General features: G+C 43.6%; 14 protein-coding genes. 10 read left to right on the top strand and 4 right to left on the bottom strand.

Going from position 1 to position 22497, the window contains the following annotated elements:
* Positions 1–27: 27 nt before the first annotated feature.
* The gene (locus NIASO_RS06945; RefSeq protein WP_008584896.1) at positions 28–687 is read left to right on the top strand and encodes an AcvB/VirJ family lysyl-phosphatidylglycerol hydrolase; all 660 of its coding nucleotides are present in this window, start codon (positions 28–30) and stop codon (positions 685–687) included.
* 4 nt (positions 688–691) lie between these two features.
* Positions 692–1669 (top strand): DUF4421 domain-containing protein, encoded by a 978-nt coding sequence (locus tag NIASO_RS06940; protein WP_168128486.1) that lies wholly within the window; start codon positions 692–694, stop codon positions 1667–1669.
* A 224-nt stretch (positions 1670–1893) separates the two neighbouring features.
* Here NIASO_RS06940 and NIASO_RS20040 read toward each other — a convergent pair whose 3' ends face one another.
* From NIASO_RS20040 to NIASO_RS06925, 3 genes are all read right to left on the bottom strand, one after another.
* Positions 1894–2100, bottom strand: coding sequence for a four helix bundle protein (locus NIASO_RS20040; RefSeq protein ID WP_008584899.1), 207 nt, complete (start codon positions 2098–2100; stop codon positions 1894–1896).
* Between the two features lie 119 nt (positions 2101–2219).
* Complete coding sequence (locus tag NIASO_RS06930; protein ID WP_008584900.1) at positions 2220–3557, bottom strand: sensor histidine kinase; 1338 nt, start codon at positions 3555–3557, stop codon at positions 2220–2222.
* Positions 3544–4935, bottom strand: coding sequence for a sigma-54-dependent transcriptional regulator (locus NIASO_RS06925; RefSeq protein WP_245605240.1), 1392 nt, complete (start codon positions 4933–4935; stop codon positions 3544–3546). The genes NIASO_RS06930 and NIASO_RS06925 overlap by 14 nt, the downstream gene beginning before the upstream one ends.
* 379 nt (positions 4936–5314) lie before the next feature.
* Between NIASO_RS06925 and NIASO_RS06920 the strand changes: the two genes are divergently transcribed.
* Positions 5315–6568, top strand: coding sequence for an efflux RND transporter periplasmic adaptor subunit (locus NIASO_RS06920; RefSeq protein WP_008584903.1), 1254 nt, complete (start codon positions 5315–5317; stop codon positions 6566–6568).
* A gap of 81 nt (positions 6569–6649) precedes the next feature.
* Here the strand turns inward: NIASO_RS06920 and NIASO_RS06915 are convergent, their stop codons facing one another.
* Positions 6650–6997, bottom strand: coding sequence for a four helix bundle protein (locus NIASO_RS06915; protein WP_008584904.1), 348 nt, complete (start codon positions 6995–6997; stop codon positions 6650–6652).
* Between the two features lie 114 nt (positions 6998–7111).
* Here NIASO_RS06915 and NIASO_RS06910 point away from each other — a divergent pair, with 114 nt between their 5' ends.
* The 7 genes from NIASO_RS06910 (at position 7112) to NIASO_RS06880 (ending at position 22486) form a co-directional block, all read left to right on the top strand.
* Complete coding sequence (locus NIASO_RS06910; protein ID WP_008584906.1) at positions 7112–7789, top strand: ABC transporter ATP-binding protein; 678 nt, start codon at positions 7112–7114, stop codon at positions 7787–7789.
* A 316-nt stretch (positions 7790–8105) separates the two neighbouring features.
* Entirely contained in the window at positions 8106–10493 is a 2388-nt protein-coding gene (locus tag NIASO_RS06905) for an ABC transporter permease (RefSeq protein WP_008584908.1), read from the top strand.
* 245 nt (positions 10494–10738) lie between these two features.
* Positions 10739–13129 carry an ABC transporter permease gene (locus tag NIASO_RS06900; protein WP_008584910.1) on the top strand — a complete coding sequence of 797 codons (2391 nt, stop codon included), beginning with the start codon at positions 10739–10741 and terminating at the stop codon, positions 13127–13129.
* A gap of 282 nt (positions 13130–13411) precedes the next feature.
* Positions 13412–15787 (top strand): ABC transporter permease, encoded by a 2376-nt coding sequence (locus NIASO_RS06895; protein WP_008584912.1) that lies wholly within the window; start codon positions 13412–13414, stop codon positions 15785–15787.
* 282 nt (positions 15788–16069) lie between these two features.
* Positions 16070–18466, top strand: coding sequence for an ABC transporter permease (locus NIASO_RS06890; protein ID WP_008584914.1), 2397 nt, complete (start codon positions 16070–16072; stop codon positions 18464–18466).
* Positions 18467–18801: 335 nt separating this feature from the next.
* On the top strand, positions 18802–19842 hold the full coding sequence (locus tag NIASO_RS06885) for a DUF4097 family beta strand repeat-containing protein (RefSeq protein ID WP_008584916.1): 1041 nt from the start codon (positions 18802–18804) through the stop codon (positions 19840–19842).
* Positions 19843–20107: 265 nt separating this feature from the next.
* Entirely contained in the window at positions 20108–22486 is a 2379-nt protein-coding gene (locus NIASO_RS06880) for an ABC transporter permease (RefSeq protein WP_008584918.1), read from the top strand.
* Positions 22487–22497: the final 11 nt, after the last annotated feature.

The following is a 22497-nucleotide window of genomic DNA, read 5'->3' as shown; positions in this document are numbered from 1 at the left end:
AGGAATGTAAAATGTAAAACGGGTGTGATGATAAAATTTTTTTTAATAGGGTTGCTTTCGGCAACAAGTTTATTTTCGAAGGCACAGGAGTTGCCGTTGAAAACCTGGAAGGGTAATGACAGGAACCCCCTGGTATTGTACATCAGTGGCGACGGAGGATTCAATACTTTTACCAATGGGTTTTGCGCTTCGGTAAACAAAAAAGGATATACCGTAACGGCGCTGAATTCCCGTTCTTACTTTTGGTCGAAGATATCGCCCGAACAGGCTGCAGCCGCTATTTCAGCCTATATCGATGATGCGTTTAAGAGCCGGGCTGGTCAGCAATTGATCCTCCTGGGGTATTCCTTTGGGGGGGATGTAAGTCCGTTTATTATCAACCGGCTATCCGCCTCGGCAAAGAAGCACCTGGCTAGTGTTATATTAATGGATCCCTCCACTTCAACCGATTTTGAGATCCATGTGTCGGATATGTGGGGAAAGCCCAAAAAAAGAAGCATGGATGTTATTGCAGAGATCAATAAAATGGGAAATCATAAAACAGCCATTATCCTGGGCGAGGATGGTAAAGATTTTCCATTGCGATCCGTATCCTTAAAGAATTTCAGGAGTGAGCGGTTGCCCGGTGGTCATCATTTCGCCGGAAATACAGACGGGCTGGCAGCAACCATTCAGAAATATATGTGAACCGGTGGCTCGTTTTAGATTGAAGATACTATTGGTGTGCAGTTTGGTAACTGGCGTTTTGGGCTCCCGGGCTCAGGACACCCGCGACGCTGCTTTTGTCCGGAGATATGAAAAAGGCAATGTGATCGAATGGAACACGGGTGATTATTCCTCTACGTTTAATTTTCAGGGTTTTGCCAAACATCCCTCCAATTTTATGCTGGCGGCTAATTCCAACTGGTACACCGGCTTCTTTTTAAATTATAAATGGGTGGCCCTGCAATATAACTGGGGTATCCCGGGAACGGAGCTCGACAATAAGGTTAAATTAAAACATACTTCTTTTGCGTTTACTTACCGGCGCCCGAAAATCAGCATCAACCCCTTTTACGATTTCTATAACGGGCTGCTGCTGCAAAAAAGGAGACGATCCCGAAATTTTGATGCGTTCCGGGACATGCGTTATTATACGACGGGCGCAAAGCTGATGTATTACACCAATACCGGTAAATTCTCTTACCAGGCAGGGTCCACATTTGGAGAACAGCAGGTACGATCGGCAGGGGGCATTATTGTTACGGCAACACCGCAATGGCAACGAATTAACTGGGTAAGCCCCAACCGGTCGCTGATCAAAGATTCGCTTACCTATACCTTACTGTCCTCCGATCCGCAATGGGTGAGTTTAATTGCGGGCGCGGGCTACAACTATAATTTTTCAATTGACAAGGGCAAATGGATCGTATCTCCGGCGGCAACAATATCGGCAGGAGGGCTAAAGGAAGTGAATAACCACAACCTCATTCAGGCGGTCTTTAGTTTACAAGGATGGATCAATGCAGGGTATAGTGGCCGGAACTGGTATAGCTATGTTAATGCTCATGTTCAATACCAGCAAACCAACCTGATTATCAAAAAGCTTAACGGGTATGGCGACGGTGTGAGTGTTACGGCAGGCTACCGGTTCCATTCGCTGCCTAAGAAGATATTGGGGATATTGTGAAACGGTTGCAGGTTGCAAGGTTCAGGTTTCAGGCTTGTTCAGGCTATGTCGGTAGAATGGGAATTGTTCCAGTTGTCTTCAATCCATACAATAAATCTGTTTAACTGTTTACTTAGCTTTACATACTCATTTTTAGGCAGGTCATATTTTTCATTATCAGTAAACGAACGGCTTTCAAACAGGAAATCAAGATGTTCCCTTGTTTCATAGCATTCTGAGTGTGCTTAGACAAGAAACCTGATAAAATCTGCTTTGTATCTTTTTCTTCCATATCCTTCTACAATAGCCGTTGATACTGCCTTTGCAGATCTTCTGACCTGGCTTCCTTCCTCATACAATTCAAATTTTGGAAGTTTCATACTTAATCTGTGAACTAATAAGGCAAGGCGATGCGCTTCTTGATAGATGTTTAAATCCTTATAACTTTTCATGTGTTAGCATTTAGTTGCAAGTTAACTTTTTTATTACAAAATCCAGGAAGCATCTACAATCAGCAAACTGTAGCCTGAACCAGTAACCTGAAACTTGTAACCTGCAACCTGTAACCCTGTCAAAAATGCAACAAAAAAACCGTGCCTTCTCCTTCCTTACTTTTCATTTGAATGTTGCCTTTATGCAATAGCATGATCTGTTTGCAAAGACTCAGGCCGATGCCGTTACCATTTTTTCGGGTGCTGAAAAAAGGAATAAATATTTGCTCTGCAATGGATGCAGGAATGCCCATTCCGTTGTCTGCAACTTTTACGCAGGCTTTTTCTCCGTCGATCAATGCTGACAGTACAATGCGGGGGTGGGAGCTGCTTTTTACCGCTTCAATGGCATTGGTCATTAAGTTGATGAGCACCTGCTCTACCAGGCTGGTGTCGGCCTGGATAGAAAGAAACGGATCCTTCAGGATCACATCCAGTTCAATATTTTTTTGATCCAACGTGGGTTGCATCAGGTTCTGCAGGTTGTCGAAAATTTCACTGACCAATACTTTTTTCAGCACCGGCTTGGTGATCTTATTCAGGTTGCGGTAGGTGATGGCAAAGCGCTGCAGTCCTTCGCTTCTTTTTTTGATCGTTTCCAATCCCAGTCGCAGGTCATCGGGATCAATATGCGGATTGGCGCCGTTTTCCGCCGGTTCCAGTTGTTTTTTTAAGGTATCGGCCAGGGAGGAAATAGGCGCAACAGAATTCATGATCTCGTGCGTCATCACGTTCAGCAGTTTTTGCCAGGCTATGGATTCTGTTTCGTCGAGCGTTTCTTCTACATTTTGCAACGATACTAATTTATCGGTTTTGCCATTTGTTGTAAAAAATGTGGCGGTGATCAACAACTTTTCATCCAGCAATCCTTTCCTGAAATTAAATACCTGCGACTGCCCCGGCTCCAGCGTCAGCAATAGGTCCAGGAAAGCAGGATTTCTTTTTTCCAATGCCCCGATATTCCTGAAATAGGGAATGTCCGTAATTTTTTTAAATGATTCGTTCATCCAATCGATGGCGCCCGTATTGTCATCAAAAGAGATAATACCGATCCCAACGGTTTCCAGGATGGTTTGCAGGTAAATACTCTCTGCTTTTCGCTCTTTATTAATTGTTTTAAAACGGTCGGTGATCGAGTTTAGGCCTATTAATAATTTTTTGATATCGCCGGTAGCCTGGGCTGTATTGTAATTTTTACTGTAGTCGTTATACTTTATGGCTTCTACAAATTCAAGAACGATCTTATCTGTTTTTTCGGTGCTGTTAATGATGCGGGCAATGGCGTAGATCCAGAAGGGAAGGCCCGCTATGCCCCACCACCAGTGCTGCTGTATAAAGCAGGCAACTATTAGTGCGGTTACCAGGAGCAGGAATAAGATTTCGGCAATGACCCCGATGCGTTTTTTACTCAATATCATATTTGTTCAGCCGGCGATACAGGGCGGTTCGTGTAAGCCCCAGTTCCTTAGCGGCTTTTGTAATATTACCATTATTTTTTTCAATGGCAATTAATATGGCATTTTTTTCCAGCACATTGAGATTGATCGATTCAGGGCTTTTAGCGGTGTCGGCCTCCCTGCTTTCAATAGGGGAAAAAACAATATCTACCGGTTGTATGCTTTCGCCGTCGCTCATGATTACCGCGCGCTCTATTGCATATTGCAGTTCCCGGACGTTCCCCGGGAAATGATACAGGTTCAGTTTGTCGATTGATTTTTTAACCAGTTCCAGGCCGGGTTTAAAATATTTATCGCCATATTGTTTTACAAAATGCCGCGCCAGCAGTTCAATATCGCCGGTTCTTTTTCGCAGCGGAGGCAAGATGATCTCTACGGTATTGATCCGGTAGATCAGGTCTTTTCTAAAACGTTTTTCATTGGCCAGTTCCTCCAAAGGCAGGTTGGTGGCGCATACCAGGCGAATGTCAATAGGCACCGGCTGATGCGATCCCAGTTTGGTAACCTGCCGGTTTTGCAGTACCGTCAGCAACCGCGCCTGCTGATGCAGCGCAATATTGCCGATCTCATCCAAAAACAGCGTGCCGCCATGAGCCGCTTCAAAGCGGCCGATGCGCTCTTCCCGGGCATCGGTAAACGCCCCTTTGGTATGCCCGAACAATTCACTTTCAAAAAGACTTTCTGTGAGGGCGCCTACATCGGTTTTTATAAAGGGACCGGCGGCTCTTAAGGATTGCTGGTAGATGGCATGGGCCACAAGGTCTTTTCCGGTGCCGTTTTCGCCCAGCACTAAAATATTTGCATCGGTGGGGGCTATTTTCTCAATCTTTTTTAAGACGTCCTGCATGGCTTCGGATTGCCCCAGTAACCCGCTCCCGGCGGTAGCTGCAGGTTGTACGGCGGATTTATTCGTCCGTTTTTTCAACAGCTCTTTTATGTTCTGGATCAGTTGGTCGTTCTGCCAGGGCTTCAGCATAAAATCAGAAGCGCCTTCTTTTAAGGAACGTACGGCAAGGTCGATGTCGCCATAGGCGGTGATCATGATGATGGCGGCTTTGGATCCCAGCTCCCTTATTTTCCGCAACCAGTATAATCCCTCATTACCGGTGTTAATGGTACTGTTGAAATTCATATCCATCAGCACCAGATCAAAATCCTTTTTCGAAAAAAGGCTTCGGAGGTTTTCAGGATTTTTTTCGGTGGTCACTTCTTTAGCCTGGGATTTTAACAACAGCCGCGCGGCAGTTAATACATCCGTATCATCGTCCACAATTAATATGGTGGCATCTTTTAAAAGCATATCTGATGGCAAAAATGCGCAGAGAAAATCGGATAACAAATTATCGGGTTTATTTTTTTGAAAGTGTATCAAAAACGGACAGCAGGTGTTCGCTTTTCAATAATGGGGATGTTTAACGCTTAATGCGTAATGCTTAATGTGTAACGCTGAACGCTTGATGATAGATGCTTGATCCGGAAACCAGCATCCGTGCTGTATCGAAAGCGGACGGTTTTTGTGCGATAGCGGACGGGAAAACAGGAAATTATAATTATAATAAATTGATCTATAATATTTTATGACATTGGCATATTCTTGAGTATTATTATTGATGCCATTAGCACAGGCGCTGAAGTGATTGCGATCCCGCTTCTGCGGGACAGGCGCCAAGGCTGGTGCCATATGCAGACAGCCGGTATTAAAATAAAAAAAGTTAAACGTGGACAGAGCAATTGAAAAGAAGTTTTGGAATAAAAAAAGGATATGGACCATTGCAGGTGTTACTGCGTTGGTATCATTAATTGTTTCCAGTATTGTATTGGCAGGCGGAAAAAGCAAACTGAATGTGGATACAGAGCGGATTACGATCAGCGAAGTAAAGAAGGCGCCCTTTAAAGAATATATCCCGGTAAATGGGGTGGTGCTGCCCATCAGTACGATTTACCTGGATGCAATGGAAGGCGGGCGGGTGGAAGAAAAATATGTGGAGGATGGTGCTATGATGAAAAAAGGCGAACCTATTCTGCGCCTGAGCAATACCGACCTGGAGCTGAACCTGATTGGCCAGCAATCTTCTGTTTACACTACATTGGCACAGGTGCAATTAGCAAAAACCACGGCTCAGCAGAATACGGTAAACAACCTGAACCAGATGACCGATGCCGAAAGTCAATTGAAGGAAGCAGAACGTTTGTATAACCTCAACAAATACCTGTACGAAAATAAAGCCATTGGAGAGCAGGAATTCCGGAAGTCGGAGATTGATTATAATTATAAATTAAAGAAAAGGGACCTGGCGGAAAAGATTACTGAGCAAGATCAGCAGTCTAATAAAATACAAACCAAACAGGCAAGCCAGTCGTTTAGCAACTCCCAGAAAGCATTGAATTTATATAGCCGCAAAGTAGGCGACCTGATCCTTCGTGCGCCGGTAGACGGGCAACTGACCTCCCTGGATGCAGAGATCGGACAGTCAAAAAATAAAGGCGAGCGACTGGGGCAGATCGATGTGCTGACGGGGTATAAAGTTCGGGTGGATATTGATGAACACTATATCTCCCGCGTATTTAACGGACTGACGGGTGATGCAACGATCGGAACAAAGACCTACCAACTGCGGGTGAAAAAAGTGTATACCCAGGTAACAAACGGGCGCTTCCAGGTGGACATGGAATTTACAGGAGCTGTGCCAAAAGATATCCGTCGCGGACAAACGCTGCAGATCAGCCTGGCCTTAAGTGATGAAACAACGGCGGTATTGCTGGCCCGTGGCGGCTTTTTTCAGCAAACAGGCGGCAACTGGGTATTTAAGGTTAGTGAAGACGGTAAAACAGCTTATAAGGCTGAAGTGCTGCTGGGACGCCAGAATCCTGATTACTTTGAAGTGCTGAAGGGCCTGAAACCCGGCGATAAAGTGGTAACCAGCAGCTATGAAAATTACGGGGATATGCAGGAGCTGGTGTTGAAGAAGTAGTTCTCAGTTATCAGTGAGTAGTTATCAGTTGTTAGCGTTCAATAACTGAAGACTGATAACTAAAAGCTGAAAGCTGTTACCTCAAAGCTTGCCCATGAGCCCGTGAAGCATCCTTTTTATTTCGATGATTTCATTGATCATTTGATCAGCAATCAAAGGGGTGAGATATAAAAGATCTTTAGATAGAATAAGCTGGTAGTGGAGTTCTGTAGCAGAACCGGCCGCGATATCCAGGAAGTTTTTAAATTGAGGAATTGTTCTTCTTCCGCAGCCTTCTGCTATATTGGTTGGTATGGAATAAGCCGCTTTCCTCATCTGGTAAGTCAGCGCCATAATTTCCTCTTTGGGAAATCTTTTGCTGACGCGATAAATGCTTAATGTGAACAAGTGGCTTCTTTGCCACACGACTAATTTAGTGAAGTCTTGCATAAGTGTTTTTTAGGTGATGAAATTGAAGGTATAAAAAAATATTAATTAACGACAACACATAAGCTATTTTACACAATACTGATAACTGATTACTAAAAACTGATAACTATTAAAATGATCAAAATAACCAATCTCGAAAAAATTTACCGGACCGAAGAAGTAGAAACCGTAGCGCTCAATGATCTTTCCTTTGAAGTAAAGGACGGAGAGTTTGTAGCGGTGATGGGGCCTTCGGGCTGTGGAAAATCTACATTGCTGAATATCCTGGGCCTGCTGGACGACCCGGATGCGGGTAGCTTTTTATTTAATGGCACCGAAGTGGCAAAGTTCAATGAGCGCAAACGGGCCGATATGCGCAAAAAGAATATCGGGTTCGTGTTCCAGAGTTTTAACCTTATTGATGAGCTGACCGTTTTTGAAAATGTGGAATTGCCGCTGATGTATGCGGGTGTAAAAAAGTCGGACCGCAAGGCGCGGGTGGATGAAGTGCTGGAAAAAGTGCAGATCATGCACCGGCGCAATCACTTCCCCCAGCAGCTTTCCGGGGGACAACAACAACGTGTGGCCGTTGCCAGAGCCGTAGTGAATAAACCCAAGCTGATCCTCGCCGATGAACCTACCGGGAACCTGGATAGTAGTAATGGTAATGAGGTGATGCAAATGCTTACCGACCTGAACGAAGCGGGCACCACCATTGTAATGGTTACCCACAGCGAACATGATGCCCGCTACAGTCATCGTATCATCCGCATGCTGGATGGAAGAACGGTGACGGAGAATATTTTGGTTTAATGAGAAAATTTGAAAATTTGGGAATGTGCAAATGTGGAAATGTGAGAATGTGTGTATGTGAAAATTAAACTGATAAAACGCGTCATCCCGATACCTGCGCCCGCCCGTGCAGGCGGAACGAATGAATAATTTGAAAATTTGAGAATGTGAAAATGTGGAAATGAAGAATAAGAAATGAGGAAAAGTGAATAGTCAATAGTGATTGGTAAATGGGAGGAGAGTGGCTGTCGTGAGATGATAGACGTCAGGCACTAGTCCAGATGGCTATTGAGATCAAAAATCAGACATCAGAAATCAGAAATTTGAAATTGCTTCTATGATAAAAAATTATTTTAAAACCGCCTTTAGGAATCTTTGGAAAAGCAGAGGATTTACTGCCATTAATATTTTGGGACTGGCCATTGGCATGGCGGCGGCAATGTTGATACTGTTGTGGATTGGAAATGAATGGAGCATGGACCGGTTTCATGCAAAAGGCGACCGGATCTATTGGATGTACAACCGGGACCGGGTTGCGGGTGAAGCATGGGCATGGGGCAATACTTCTACTCCGCTGGCGCCTGCCTTAAAAAAGGATTATCCCGAGGTTGAGGACGCCACGCGCGCAATTGATGTGGGCTTTTTGTTTACGGTAGGAGATAAAAAGATGAATGTGCAGGGGCTGGCAGTGGATAGCGGCTTTTTGTCCATGTTCAGCTTTCCGTTATTGCAGGGCGATGTGCGGCAGTCGCTGACAAGTGTTTATGATATTGTTATCACAGAAAAACTTGCAAAAAAACTTTTTGGAAAGGAGAATGCCCTGGGAAAAACAATCCGTATTGATAGTGTGAACAATTGCACGGTGACAGGGGTGCTGAAAGATCTGCCCCCTAATACGCAGTTTGATTTTGAATACCTGCTTCCCTGGGCGTATCCGAAAAAACTGGGCTTTTTTAATGACAACTGGGGCAATAACTGGCCGCGGACATTTGTGTTGCTAAAACCCAATAGCTCACAAAAAGCCTTTGATGCAAAAGTGCGGACCATTACCATCGACCATACTAAAAATGACGGGAACCCCTCTACAACAGAGGTTTTTACACAACCGTTGCCGCGTGCATATTTGTATGGGAAATCAGATAACGGTAAGCTGGTAAGCGGTCAGATTCAGACGGTGATCCTGTTTGGGATTATTGCTGCTTTTATCTTGTTGATTGCCTGTATCAACTTCATGAATCTTAGCACTGCACGCAGTGAAAAACGCGCCAGGGAAGTGGGCATACGCAAAGTGGCCGGCGCGGAAAGAAAAACATTGGTGCTCCAGTTTTTGACGGAGAGTGTATTGTTGAGTTTTATTGCTTTTATCATAGCATTGCTTTTAGTGCAGATAAGCCTCGGATGGTTCAATCAACTCACAAATAAGCAACTTTTTATCCAATACCGGAGCGGCTTATTCTGGTTGTCTGCATTGGCTTTTGTGGTTTTTACAGGCGTTCTGGCGGGCAGCTATCCTGCTTTTTACCTTTCTTCTTTCAACCCCGTAAAAGTATTAAAGGGCGCCTTTAAAAAAGTGAAGGCACTGGTTGCGCCAAGAAAAATACTGGTGGTTACGCAATTTACCTTTGCTATTTTCCTGATCATTGCAACCATCATTATTGTAAAGCAGTTGGAGCATGGGTTAAACCGGGACAGGGGGTACGACCAAAATAACCTGATTTACATACGCACACAAGGCGACATTAATAAGCACTATGCCGCTATAAAAAATGAACTGTTGGGCAGCGGAGCGGTTACTATGCTGACCAAATCAGCCAATGCTATTACCCAAAGAAATAGCGATAGCTGGGGCTTTAGATGGAATGGAAGCACGAAAGATGATGAAAAAATAGACTTTGTAAGATTAGGTACTGATGCTGATTTTACCAAAGTAATGGATATTAAATTGATGGCGGGGAGAGATATTGATGTGTATCAATACCCTACCGACACCAATGCGGTTTTGCTGAACGAAACAGCCGTAAAAATGATGCGTCTTAAAGACCCTGTAGGAACAATCATACGGGAGGTGGGGGATACGAGCAACGCGTATATTAAGGTTGTGGGCGTAATAAAGGATTTTATACTGGAGTCGCCTTTTTCAAAAAAAGTAAGTCCCATGATGGTCTATGGCCCGAATAAAAACTATGAACAGGTCATCCATTTAAAACTGAATCCCGCAAATACTACTGCTGATAACCTGCGTAGCATTGAAAAGATATTTAAAAAATATAACCCGCAATACCCCTTTGAATCCACTTTTGTAGATGCAGATTATTCAAAAAAATTTACCGACGTTCAGCGTCAGAAAAAGCTGGCAGAGTTGTTTGCGGGGCTGACGATTTTTATTTCCTGCCTGGGACTGTTTGCATTGGCTGCCTATATGGCGGAGAACCGGGTTAAAGAAATTGGTGTGCGAAAAGTATTAGGCGCTTCGGTTCTGGGTATTAGCACCCTGCTGTCGAAAGATTTTCTCAAACTGGTACTGGTAGCTTTTTTAATAGCAGCGCCGCTGGCCTATTGGTTGATGAATAAATGGTTGGCCGGCTATAGTTATCGCATAAGCATCCAGTGGTGGGTATTTGCATTGGCCGGGGCGTTGTCGGTTTTTATTGCGCTGGCTACGGTTAGCTTCCAGGCCATTAAAGCAGCCATTGCCAACCCGGTGAAGGCATTGCGGAGCGAATGATTAATTTGAAAGTTTGATAATGTGCTAATGTGAAGATGTGAAGATGTGAAAATGTGGAAATGAAAAATGCTGCATATCAAACTGATAAAACGTGTCATCCCGACACCTGCGGAACTAGCGAGGAAGCTTGTGCAGGCGGAAGGACGAAAGTGAATAGGAAGTGGGGTTTGTCGTGAAACGATAAACGTCAGACGTCAGTCCCGATGGCTATCGGGATCAAAAAATCAGACATATAAATTGATCTTATGCTTAAAAATTATCTGAAAATAGCATGGAGAAATATTATCAAGAGTAAAATATACTCAATGATCAACATCCTGGGATTGGCGATTGGTATTACTGTGGCCATGTTGATCGGTTTGTGGATATGGGACGAAGTTTCCTATGATCACTACCATGCCAATCACAAGCAACTGGCCCAGTTGATGACGGTCTTTATTGATAACGATGGAAGTAAAAATACCACCAGCCATGCTGTGGCGATGCCGATTGGTGAAGAGTTGCGCAGTAAATACCGCAGCAACTTTAAAAACATATCGATGGCTTCCTGGAATTTCGGACACGTGATGACGGTCGGAGATACAAAAATTACCGGCGAGGGAATGTGGGTGGAGAGCGGCTTTCCTTCCATGTTTTCTTTGAAAATGGTAAAGGGAAACAGCAATGCACTTAATGATCCTTCCTCTGTGTTGATAAGCGCTTCTATTGCAAAAGCGTTGTTTGGAAATGAGAGTGCCATGGATAAAATCATACGTTTTGATAATAAGTATGAGCTTAAAGTAGCCGGAGTATTTGAAGATCTGCCTCAGAACACTACTTTATCCAGTACGAAGATCCTGCTGCCCTGGAAAAAATACGTCACCACAGAAGACGGGTTGAAGCGAGCAGCCACACAATGGAATAACCACTCCTGGCAATGTTTTGTACAGGTGGATGCTGCTGCCAATTTTGCAAAGATCGATGGCCTGATCAGGAATGCCGCCATGGTACATAAAAATGCAAGAACTGATGGAAGAGAAGAAGCTTTATTACATCCTATGGACAAATGGCGTTTATACAGTGAGTTTAAAGACGGCAGAGCGGAAGCCGGTCGCATCCGGTTTGTGTGGCTGTTTGGGGTAATTGGAGTATTTGTTTTGCTACTGGCCTGCATTAATTTCATGAACCTGTCTACCGCGCGCAGCGAAAACAGGGCAAAAGAAGTGGGCATACGTAAAACGGTTGGCTCTGTAAAAAGCCAATTGGTTGGCCAGTTTTTAAGTGAATCTGTATTGGTGGCCTTTCTTTCTTTTGTGCTTTCAATAGGAATGGCGGTTTCATTGCTCTCCGTATTTAATAAGCTGGCAGATAAAAGCATTCACATTCCCTGGAGCAATGGGGCTTTTTGGTTGGCGGCTATTTTGTTCACATTAATAACGGGGCTTATTTCCGGTAGTTACCCCGCATTGTATTTGTCCCGGTTTGAACCGATAAAAGTCTTGAAAGGGACATTCCGGGCAGGTAAATATGCCTCCCTTCCCCGCAAAATCCTTGTAGTGATCCAGTTTGCCTTTTCCATTGCATTAATAATAGGGACCATTATTGTCTATAAACAGATTCAATATGCGCAAAACCGCCCGGTGAATTATGATAAGTCGGGACTAATAACGGTATATATGACAACGCCTGACCTGCAGGGCCATTATGACGCATTGCGGACTGATTTAATGGCGACGGGAGCGGTTGCAAATATGGCGGAATCATCAAGCCCTACCACGGCCGTTTTTGCGAACCAGATCGGCTTTGAATGGGAGGGTAAAGATCCCGGCACTTTGCCGGCATTTGGCACTATTGGTGTAACGCTCGATTTTGGAAAGACCATTGGCTGGCAGCTAAAAGAAGGCCGCGATTTTTCGAAAGATTTTTCAACGGACAGTCTTGCAATGATATTGAATGAGGCTGCTGTTAGACAAATAAATATGAAACGGGATATCGTTGGCCAAACCATAAAATGGAACGATAAGAAATATACGGTTGTTGGTATTATAAAAGATATGGTCATGGAGTCGCCCTATCAACCGGTAAATCCCACTATTTTTACCTATGATCCGGGGTCAGCGAGCGTAATCAACCTGAAAATGAAGCCCGGAATTGGCATAAAAGATGCACTTTCCAAAATTGAAGTCGTTTTTAAAAAATATAATCCTGCAGCTTCATTTGATTATTCCTTTAACGATGAAGACTATTCCAGGAAATTTGCTGATGAACAGCGTGTGGGCCGACTGGCAACTTTCTTCACTGTTCTTGCCATATTGATTTCCTGTCTCGGATTGTTTGGGCTTGCTTCTTTTGTTGCCGAACAGCGTAAGAAAGAGATCGGTGTGCGCAAAGTATTGGGCGCGTCGGTTTTGAATTTATGGCAAATGCTCTCAAAAGAGTTTGTCTTATTGGTAAGTATTTCCTGCCTTATTGCCATTCCATTTGCCTGGTATTATTTATCACACTGGCTGAAACAATATGATTACAAAACAACATTAAGCTGGTGGATATTTATTGTTTCGGGAGCCGGGGCACTGCTGATAGCCTTGTTAACCATAAGTTTTCAGGCCATTAAAGCCGCTATTGCCAACCCGGTAAAGGCGTTGCGGAGCGAGTGAATAATTTGAAAGTTTGATAATGTGCTAATGTGAAGATGTGAAAATGTGGAAATGAAAAATGCAGCATATCAAACTGATAAAACGCGTCATCCCGACACCTGCGTAGCCGGGGAGGGAGCTCCTGCCGGTGGAAATGAGGAATAATAAATGGAAAATAAGGAATGAGGAAGGGATGGATAATCAATGACGAGTAGTGAATAGGAAAAAGTTATTCTCGTGAAACGATAAATGTCAAACGTTAAAGATCAGAGATCAAAAAATCAGAAATCATAAATTAATCCCATGCTCAAAAGTTATTTTATAACCGCCTGGCGGAGTTTATGGAAAAATAAAGTGGCGGGGGCTATTAATCTTATTGGCTTGTCAGTTGGTATGACGGCGGCGGTGTTTATTTTTTTCTGGGTACATAACGAATGGAGTTTTGATGATTATCATCCGGATTCTAATAATATCTACAGGGTTACCACCAATCTTAAAGAACAAGGATGGGTATGGGAAACCTCACCATTACTGTTGGCGGAAACCTTAAAAAAGGAAGTTCCCGAACTTGCGCAAACAGCGAGAGTATTTGACGGCAATATGCCTGTATTTAATGTGAAAAATAGCCCGGTCTACGATAAAAACTGCGCCTATGTGGACGGGAGCTGGTTTGATTTGTTTCATTATGATTTTCTTGACGGGAGCACGGCAGCGTTTGCAAACGATCCCAACAGTATTATTCTTACGGCTTCGGATGCAATTAAGTATTTTGGTACGACAAACGCAACGGGAAAAATTATTCATGTTGATAGCGCTGATCTTGTTGTACAAGGTGTTGTAAAAGACGCACCCGCTAACTCAAGTTTCCAGTATACTTCATTTATCCCTTTAGCAAATCTTTTAAGGAATGAAAAAAGAAGAAAGAGTGATGAGGATTGGGGGAATGCCAATTATATCACCTTTATCAAAATTCGGCCAACGGCTGACGTCAATCTTCTTCAGAAAAAGATCAATGCCATAGTTGCAAAAAGAACAGGCGGCAATGGAACTAGCATAACCTTGTTGCCGCTAAAACAAATGCACTTCGAAACCGCACTCGAAAACTCTGTTTACCGGCACGGTAATAAAAATACCGTTTATATATTTATGGTACTTGCTATAATGTTGTTGCTTATTGCTTGTATTAACTACGTAAACCTTACAACGGCAAAAGCCAGTCTCAGGGCTAAAGAAGTAGGAGTAAGGAAAATTGTTGGTGCTGGCCGGGCCCAGCTATTCAGTCAGTTTGTAGTAGAAGCATTGCTGGTAAGCGGGATGGCTGTTTTGATAACTATTTTACTGGTGCGGTTTTGCCTGCCTGTTTTTAATAAGCTTACGGATAAGCATTTTAGCTTCGCTATTTTTTCGGCTTCGTTATGGAGCATTATCGGTTTTACCTTGTTGGCGGCGTTTGTACTTAATAGCATCTACCCGGCATTGGCCTTCTCCTCGTTCCAGCCATTGAATGTTTTCAGAGGGCTTACTGCATTGAACATAAAAGATAGTTTTTTTAGAAAAGTATTGGTGGTTTTTCAGTTTGTTGTCTCTATGTTGCTGATCTGTGCAACCATTGTTATTTACAGGCAGATGCGATTCATCCAGCAAACAAATTTAGGCTATAATAAATCCCAGGTACTTAGTTTTATGCTTCCGCTAACCGTTGATGTAAATACAAAAGAGGCTACTATTCAGACCGTTAAAAATGAATTGCAATTAAAACCTGCTATTCAGGGTGTTACAATAGCCAACCAGCCCATAGAGAATATTGGAAGTTATTCAACTGGTGCGGCAGATTGGGATGGACGTGATAGTTCTTTTAAGCCTAAGATTGCACAGCTTTCTGCGGATGCTGACTTTGCGAAAATACTGAAATTGCAAATGGCGGCTGGGCGATGGTTTCGCCCGGAGAGCGCCACTGATAGAGATAATGTTATTTTAAACGAAACGGCGATAAATGAATTGCATATTACTCAACCGTATATCGGCAAACGTTTTACATGGAAAGGAAAGCAAGGGCAAATAATAGGTGTTGTAAAAGATTTTAAATATAAAAGTTTGCACGATAAAACGGGTCCGCTGGTGGTATTTCAGAATCCCGCCTGGTTTCGTTTTTTTATGGTGCGTGTTGCGCCGGGTCAGGCAACGCAGGGCGTACAGGATGTTGAAAATGCATGGCGGCATTTTTTTCCCGGAGCCGCGCTGGATTATCATTTTTTGGATGATAGCTTTGATCAACTTTATAAAGCCGATAAACAAACGGCTTCACTGATATTGGGATTTGCCATCATTGCTATTTTTATTTCTGTAATGGGGTTATTTGGCCTGATCTCTTTTACTGCGGAACAAAAAGCAAAGGAGATCAGCATTCGAAAAGTGTTGGGTGCCGGTGTTATTACCCTTATACAATTCATCACTAAAGATTTTTTGAGGTTAATAGGGATCGCTGTTATTATTGCTTCGCCGCTTGCATGGATGGCTATGGATCGATGGCTTCAGGGTTTTGCTTATCGGATTAATATAACGGGATGGATGTTCGTTATTGCGGGGGGTATTACAATTAGCATTGCATTACTGACGGTCAGTTTTCAGGCTATTAAAGCCGCTATAGCCAACCCGGTGAAAGCATTGCGGAGCGAATGATTAATTTGAAAATTTGAAAATGTGAAAATGTGAAGATGTGAAGATGTGAATAATGTGGAAATGTGGGAAAATGGAAATGTGAAACTAATAAAAGGTGCGTCATCCCGACACCTGCGTAGCCTGGGAAGGAGCTCGTGCAGGCGGTACGAATGAATAATTTGAAAATTTGAGAATGTGAAAATGTTAGTGAATGGAAATGTAATATAGGAAATGAGGCGGGAGGATGCTGTCGTGAAACGATAAACGTCAGACATCAGACATCAAAAAATCAGAAATTGTTTTATGTTCAAAAATTATTTGAAAACAGCGATACGGAACCTTTTTCGCAATAAACTAACCACGTTTATTAATATTTTCGGACTCGGGTTGAGCATGTCCGTGGGGCTGATGATTATGATCATTGTACAGGATGCATTGAGCTATGATAAGTTTCATCCGTTTCCTGAGAGAGCCTTCCGGGTGCTGTCGGACTACACAAAGAAAAACGGGGAGCATTGGCCTATGGCAAGTACACCATTGCCTTTAAGTAATGCATTATTGAAAGACAGTAATATCATCGAAGCGGTAACCACCGTCTATCCAGCCCTGGGCGGCATGGCCACGGCCAATGGCAAAGAGCTTTATCTTTCGGGAGTATATACCGAACCGCAATTTTTCCACATCTTTGGATTTTCGTTTACAGAAGGCAGTCCCGCTACTGCGCTCCGGAAACCCAATACCGTGGTGATCAGCAAAACCACAGCGTTGAATTTTTTTGCAACCACAAATGTTATAGGTAAAATAATAAAAATGGACGATGGCGTTACCTATACGATAACGGGGGTCTTGGAGGAGCCACCCGGTAAATCGCACCTTAGTTATGCCGCCTATGCTTCCTACAGCACCGTGACACAAATGGAAAAGGATAAGCTTTTGGCGGAAAAGTCGACGAATTGGTATGCATTTAATGCAGCGTATACATATTTATTATTGAAACGAAATGCAAATATGGAAGCGCTTCAGCCCCAATTAAATGCTATCGCTGCTGAGTTAAACCGGGGCAATAAGGACGGTGTATGTAAATTCGGGCTGCAGCCACTAAATAAAATAACACCGGGCAAAACCTACCTGGGCAATGATAATGCACAGGGTACGTCGTGGAGCAAATTGTATTTTTCTATCGGGCTGGGATTGTTGATATTGCTAGCTGCCTGTTTTAATTACACCAATCTTACCATTGCCCGAGGGCTCACGCGGGCAAAGGAAGTAGGAGTCAGGAAAATTGCCGGGGCCCGGCGATACCATGTTTTTCTGCAATACATCCTGGAAGCGGTATTGCTTGCTCTTTTTGCGCTGGTGTTGGCGTCGGTTATTCTTTCGCTGATATTAAAATACAGGCCGTTTAACGATAGCTATGAAATGGTGCCCACCTCTTTTCACTACAATAGCTGGTTTTTTATTTGGTCTGTTAGCTATGCAGTTGCAGCAGGCATAGTAGCCGGTGTTGCTCCCGCGTGGATCCTGTCTTCCTTTACACCCTTACGGGTATTAAAAAAATTATCAACCGCCAGAATATTGGGCAATGTGCCCTTACAAAAAGCGCTCATCGTTTTTCAATACAGCCTGTCGCTGATCTTTATTATTTTTCTTTTTACCTTCTACCGGCAGTTTTCTTTTCTTTCAAAAGCAGATCCGGGTTTCCGGCATGATCATATGCTGGTAGTGCCGTTAAACGGGATGAATGAAGCTGTTGCCCGGCAAAAACTTTCGACAGTTGCCGGCATACGCTCCGTTTCTGCTTCTTCAGTAAAATTCTCGGGCCGATTTAACGGAATGAATGCTCCCTTATGGATTAGCGACCGGAATAATGCCGTTAACTTAAATTATTATTATGCCGGTGTCCGGTTTATTGAGGATATGCGATTTGCATTTATTGCGGGTAAAAATTTTCCGGATAATTATAACGATGATAAAGAGCGTTATATTTTGTTAAATGAACAAGCGGCGCATGCTTTTGGTTTTGCAGACGCGGCAACCGCGGTCGGGCAGCGGCTTTGGATTAGTGATTCCACGCAACTGGAAATTACGGGCGTGCTCAAAGATTTTAACTATGAGAACATGGGAAAGCCGGTATTCCCGCTGGCCTTACGGAACAAATCATCGGCAAATGCTTATTTATACATCCAGACGGAAGGAAATGATAAAGCCAAGATTGCCTTGAATGTTTCGAAGGCATTACGGGGCCTGACCACCCGTCCGCCGGTTACGGATTCCTGGCTTGAAGAAGACCTGCAAGCGGGTAATTCGCAAACAGCGACGGTTTCCCTGTTGGGCTTTTTAGGTTTTATCGCGCTATCTATAGCTACGCTAGGCTTGTTGGGGCTTGTGGTATATACGGTGGAAATAAAGCAAAAAGAGATCAGCGTGCGCAAAGTGATCGGCGCCAGCAGGAAACAGCTTATTCATATTTTGTCGAAGGGGTTTGTAACCTTGCTGTTGATAGCCGGCCTTATTTCCATGCCCGTGGGCTGGGTATTGTCGAAATTATTTTTGCAAAACTTCGTGCTGCGCAGTCCGTTTGGTATGGGCAGCATATTGATGTGTTTTTTGTTTTTATTAGGCGTGGGATTGTTTACAATAATATCGCAAACCGTAAAAGCGGCAAAAGCCAATCCGGTGAAAGCGCTACGGAGCGAGTGATTGATTTGGAAATTTGATAATGTGGAAATGTGAAGATGTGAATAATGTGGAAATGTGGGAATATGGAAATGTGAAACTAATAAAAGGTGCGTCATCCCGACACCTGGGCAGCCGGGGAAGGCGCTGGCGCAGGCGGAATGAATAGTGAATGGTCAATCGGGAGATGTTAAACCTCAAACATATTATATGCTTACTACCAGAAGTGAATCAGAAATTTTAAATCGGGTTGCCGGGCCTGTAACATTTTAGCGGTTACTGCGATTACTAAGAGAGGAATGTTAATAAAATGCCGTATTCCTTTTTGAACAGCTCATCAATTTTAAAATAGATCAAAAATGAGAAAAAAAATTTTACTGCTTGCCTTATCGCTGTCTGTTATTTTCGCAAATGCCCAGCGCCGGCCGGGAGCATCCCCTTATCTTACTCAATCTTTTAATGCCGGTGCGGTTCACACCATAAACGTAGAAACCTCCGGGGGCTCCATCACTGTTGAAGGGGGTAAGGGAAAAGGTACTGTAGAAATGTATGTTTGGCCGTCCAACTCAGATAGACGAAAACAACTCTCACCAACTGAGATCAAAGCGATATTGGAGCAATATTATGATATTGATGTACGGGTGGAGGGGAACCGGCTGATAGCAAAAGCAAAAAGAAAGAATAACCGGTGGTCCGATCGGACAGCGCTTTCCGTCTCATTTGTGGTGTATTCCGGAACTGCGGTCAATTCAGAATTATACACCAGCGGCGGCAGTATTGCATTGGCAAATGTTACCGGTGATCAATTATTCCGGACCAGCGGCGGCAGCCTGAAAATTGACCATGCCGGCGGCAAAATTAAGGGCAGCACTTCCGGAGGAGGGATTGAACTTTCGAATTCGCGTGATAATATTGATTTGTCCACCAGCGGCGGCTCCATACAAGCGGACCATGTTTCGGGCACCATCCGTCTTAGTACGTCAGGAGGATCTTTAGCGCTTTCGGACCTGACCGGTGATGTCAACGCCCATACCAGTGGCGGATCCATTACGGCTTCCGATATAAACGGAACTTTTATCACGGGCACTTCAGGAGGAAGTGTAACGCTAAAAGGAATCAGCGGAAACCTGGAAGCACATACCAGCGGCGGCCGTATTGCTGCGGCTATGGTACGCACAAAAGATTATGTAAAATTGAGTACATCAGCTGGTAGTATCGATCTCCGGTTGCCCCGGACGCCTGATGTACAGTTAAACCTGAGGGGAAGCCGTGTAATGGTGAGCCCCCTGAATAATTTTAATGGGAGTATCGATAAAAACAGGGTAAGCGGAACACTTGGAAACGGTCGGTTGCAGGTGGCCGCAACCGCATCCTCGGGCACCGTTGAAGTTTCCCTATAGCATAACCATAACTTAGATTATATAAAAAGAGACTGTACGTTTTTAGTACAGTCTTTTGTTTTAAAAGCGTACACTTCTGGGAGGGAGATATTTTTATTTTATTGATTTTCAGTTAATTGAGATTGCGGCATATTCGTTGGAATGATTAGTAGTGAATGGTCAATCGTGAAAGGTCAAACGCGACACGTTAAACCTCAAACACTAGAACCTTCATAACCGGCAGGCGGAATCGTAAATCAAGAATCTCAAATCAGAAATGGATCCTATGTTCAAAAATTATTTTAAAACGGCCTGGAGGAATTTGATGAAGAATAAAGTTTTCTCTTTTATCAATGTTTTGGGCTTAACCATTGGGATTGCGGTTTGTATGATGATTTACCTGTTCATCATGAACGAGTACAGCGTTGATCAGTTCCATAAAAATAAAGACCAGATTTTTCGTGTGATGCGGGGCGCATCCGTAGACGGAAAATCAATGCAGGTAGCTTATTTATCAGGTTTATATGCACCGGCGCTGTTAACAGATTTTAAGGGGCAGATTACGAATGCTGTTCGGGTAACCCAAAACGATAATCTTTTTACAGTTGGGGCGAAATCCTTTCATGAAAAGAAAGAATTAGATGTGGATTCCGGCTTTTTTAGTCTTTTTTCCTTTCCGTTAATAAAAGGCGCACCGGCTACGGTATTGAAGGATGTGAACAGCGTTGTACTAACGGAAACAACGGCAAAAAAATATTTTGGGAACATTGATGATGCTATGGGGAAAATAATAATGCTGAATAAGGAAACCCCGCTAAAAGTAACCGGTATTGCAAAAGACGTTCCTGCCAATTCACATCTGGATTTTGACGTGGTTACCTCCATTGAACGGAGCAGGAATGCCCCGTGGATGACCCAGTGGATCAGCAACGGCGTGTATACCTATATACGGCTTGCACCCAATGTATCGAAGGATCAGATAGAAAAACAACTACCGGCTTTCGTTGAAAAATACCTGGGAGGCGATCTGCGCAAGTATGGGTTTAAATGGTCTTTGTCATTGACCTCGTTAAAAGATGTTTATTTTGATAAAGCCGGGCTTGATAATGCAAGGCATGGTGACAAGACCATTGTATATATATTTCTTTCTATAGCTATTTTAATATTGCTTATTGCCTGTATCAATTTCATGAACCTGTCAACGGTTCGTGCTGCAGAACGCGCAAAAGAAGTTGGCTTGCGTAAAGTGCTGGGGGCACTACGCAATAATCTTGTCTGGCAATTTATTGGGGAGTCTGTATTATTAACAGCCATTTCGTGCGTATTGGCTGTTATAGTACTATTGCTGCTCATGCCCTGGTATAACCAGTTGCTGGGCTATTCCTTATATGCATCGTGGAATACCTTGCCGGTATATTTATTTCTTATTGGTATTATTGTCCTTGTCGGATTTCTGGCAGGCAGCTATCCAGCCCTCTTTTTATCTGCCTTCTCCCCGGTACAGGCGTTAAAAGGCAAATTGAAACTGGGTAAGGGAGGGGCATCCTTCCGTCAACTGCTGGTTGTTGTTCAATTCGCCATTTCCGTATTTCTGATAGTGGGTACGATCGTTATAGCGAAACAGATGAAGTATGTAAAAAATAAGCAGCTTGGGTATAATAAAGAGCAGACGATTGTTGTGCCTATTGATAACGGAGATATTTACAATAATCTGAATTCGTTTAAAACAGGGTTGCAGCATCAAACAACCGTTGCATCCGTCTCAGCGATGAGTGGGGAACCCGGTGGCTTTTTTGACGGGCAGATGTTTGATGTGGAGGGGCAGACGGAAAAATGGAGCGCCAGTACTGAATTTGCAGACTTTGAATTTGTAAAGACGCTGGGACTGAAAATTGTTGCAGGCCGGGACTTTTCGGCTCAGTTTCCGGCTGATACCACCAGCGCAGTATTGATAAATGAAACAGCCGCTGCCAAATTGGGATGGACGCCGCAACAGGCGATCGGTAAATGGATATTGAATACTGTTCGGGATAGCGCCAAACGACGAATCATTGGTGTAGTAGCTGATTTTAATTTTAGAACCTTAAAGCAACCCATTGATGGATTGGTGATTTCACCGGCCATGGATAGAAGACAGATATTAGTACGGCTGAAGCCCGGCAACCTGCAAGAGGGTATTGAGTTGATAAAAAATGCTTATAGCAAAGCGGCGCCCTCGTATCCATTCGAATATAAATTTTTAGACCGGCAGTTTGACGATTTGTATAGAAAAGACATCCGTCAGCAAACGATCCTGTCTGTATTTGCCTGTGTGGCCATTTTTGTGGCTTGTTTGGGTTTGTTTGGCTTAACCTCCTTCACCGCAACCAAACGTTTTAAAGAGGTCGGGGTTCGAAAAGTATTGGGTTCCTCAGTAAGGGAGATTGTTGTGTTGTTATCGAAAGATTTATTGAAACCTGTTATAATAGCCAGTTGCCTTGCCTTGCCATCAGGTTATTGGGTGATGAGCAAATGGTTGCAGAATTTTGCTTACAAAACCAGCATGAGCGGATGGGTTTTTATATTGGCGGCGATGATAGCATTTGGGATTGCATTGCTGACCGTCAGCTTCCAGGCCGTAAAAGCGGCATTAGCCAATCCTGTTGACGCCTTGCGGAGCGAGTGAAAAATTTGGGA

Origin of the sequence: Niabella soli DSM 19437, assembly GCF_000243115.2 — a bacterium.
Classification (GTDB): domain Bacteria; phylum Bacteroidota; class Bacteroidia; order Chitinophagales; family Chitinophagaceae; genus Niabella; species Niabella soli.
Note: the sequence above shows the minus strand (reverse complement) of the source record. Positions and strands in the feature narration are given on the sequence as shown.

Bases quoted from the DNA above. Each gene is read 5' to 3' on its own strand.
- NIASO_RS06930 (WP_008584900.1), bottom strand. From the start codon at position 3,557: ATGATATTGAGTAAAAAACGCATCGGGGTCATTGCCGAAATCTTATTC.
- NIASO_RS06915 (WP_008584904.1), bottom strand. From the start codon at position 6,997: ATGCAAGACTTCACTAAATTAGTCGTGTGGCAAAGAAGCCACTTGTTC.
- NIASO_RS06885 (WP_008584916.1), top strand. From the start codon at position 18,802: ATGAGAAAAAAAATTTTACTGCTTGCCTTATCGCTGTCTGTTATTTTC.
- NIASO_RS06905 (WP_008584908.1), top strand. From the start codon at position 8,106: ATGATAAAAAATTATTTTAAAACCGCCTTTAGGAATCTTTGGAAAAGC.
- NIASO_RS06895 (WP_008584912.1), top strand. From the start codon at position 13,412: ATGCTCAAAAGTTATTTTATAACCGCCTGGCGGAGTTTATGGAAAAAT.
- NIASO_RS06900 (WP_008584910.1), top strand. From the start codon at position 10,739: ATGCTTAAAAATTATCTGAAAATAGCATGGAGAAATATTATCAAGAGT.
- NIASO_RS06945 (WP_008584896.1), top strand. From the start codon at position 28: ATGATAAAATTTTTTTTAATAGGGTTGCTTTCGGCAACAAGTTTATTT.
- NIASO_RS06890 (WP_008584914.1), top strand. From the start codon at position 16,070: ATGTTCAAAAATTATTTGAAAACAGCGATACGGAACCTTTTTCGCAAT.
- NIASO_RS06910 (WP_008584906.1), top strand. From the start codon at position 7,112: ATGATCAAAATAACCAATCTCGAAAAAATTTACCGGACCGAAGAAGTA.
- NIASO_RS06880 (WP_008584918.1), top strand. From the start codon at position 20,108: ATGTTCAAAAATTATTTTAAAACGGCCTGGAGGAATTTGATGAAGAAT.
- NIASO_RS20040 (WP_008584899.1), bottom strand. From the start codon at position 2,100: ATGAAAAGTTATAAGGATTTAAACATCTATCAAGAAGCGCATCGCCTT.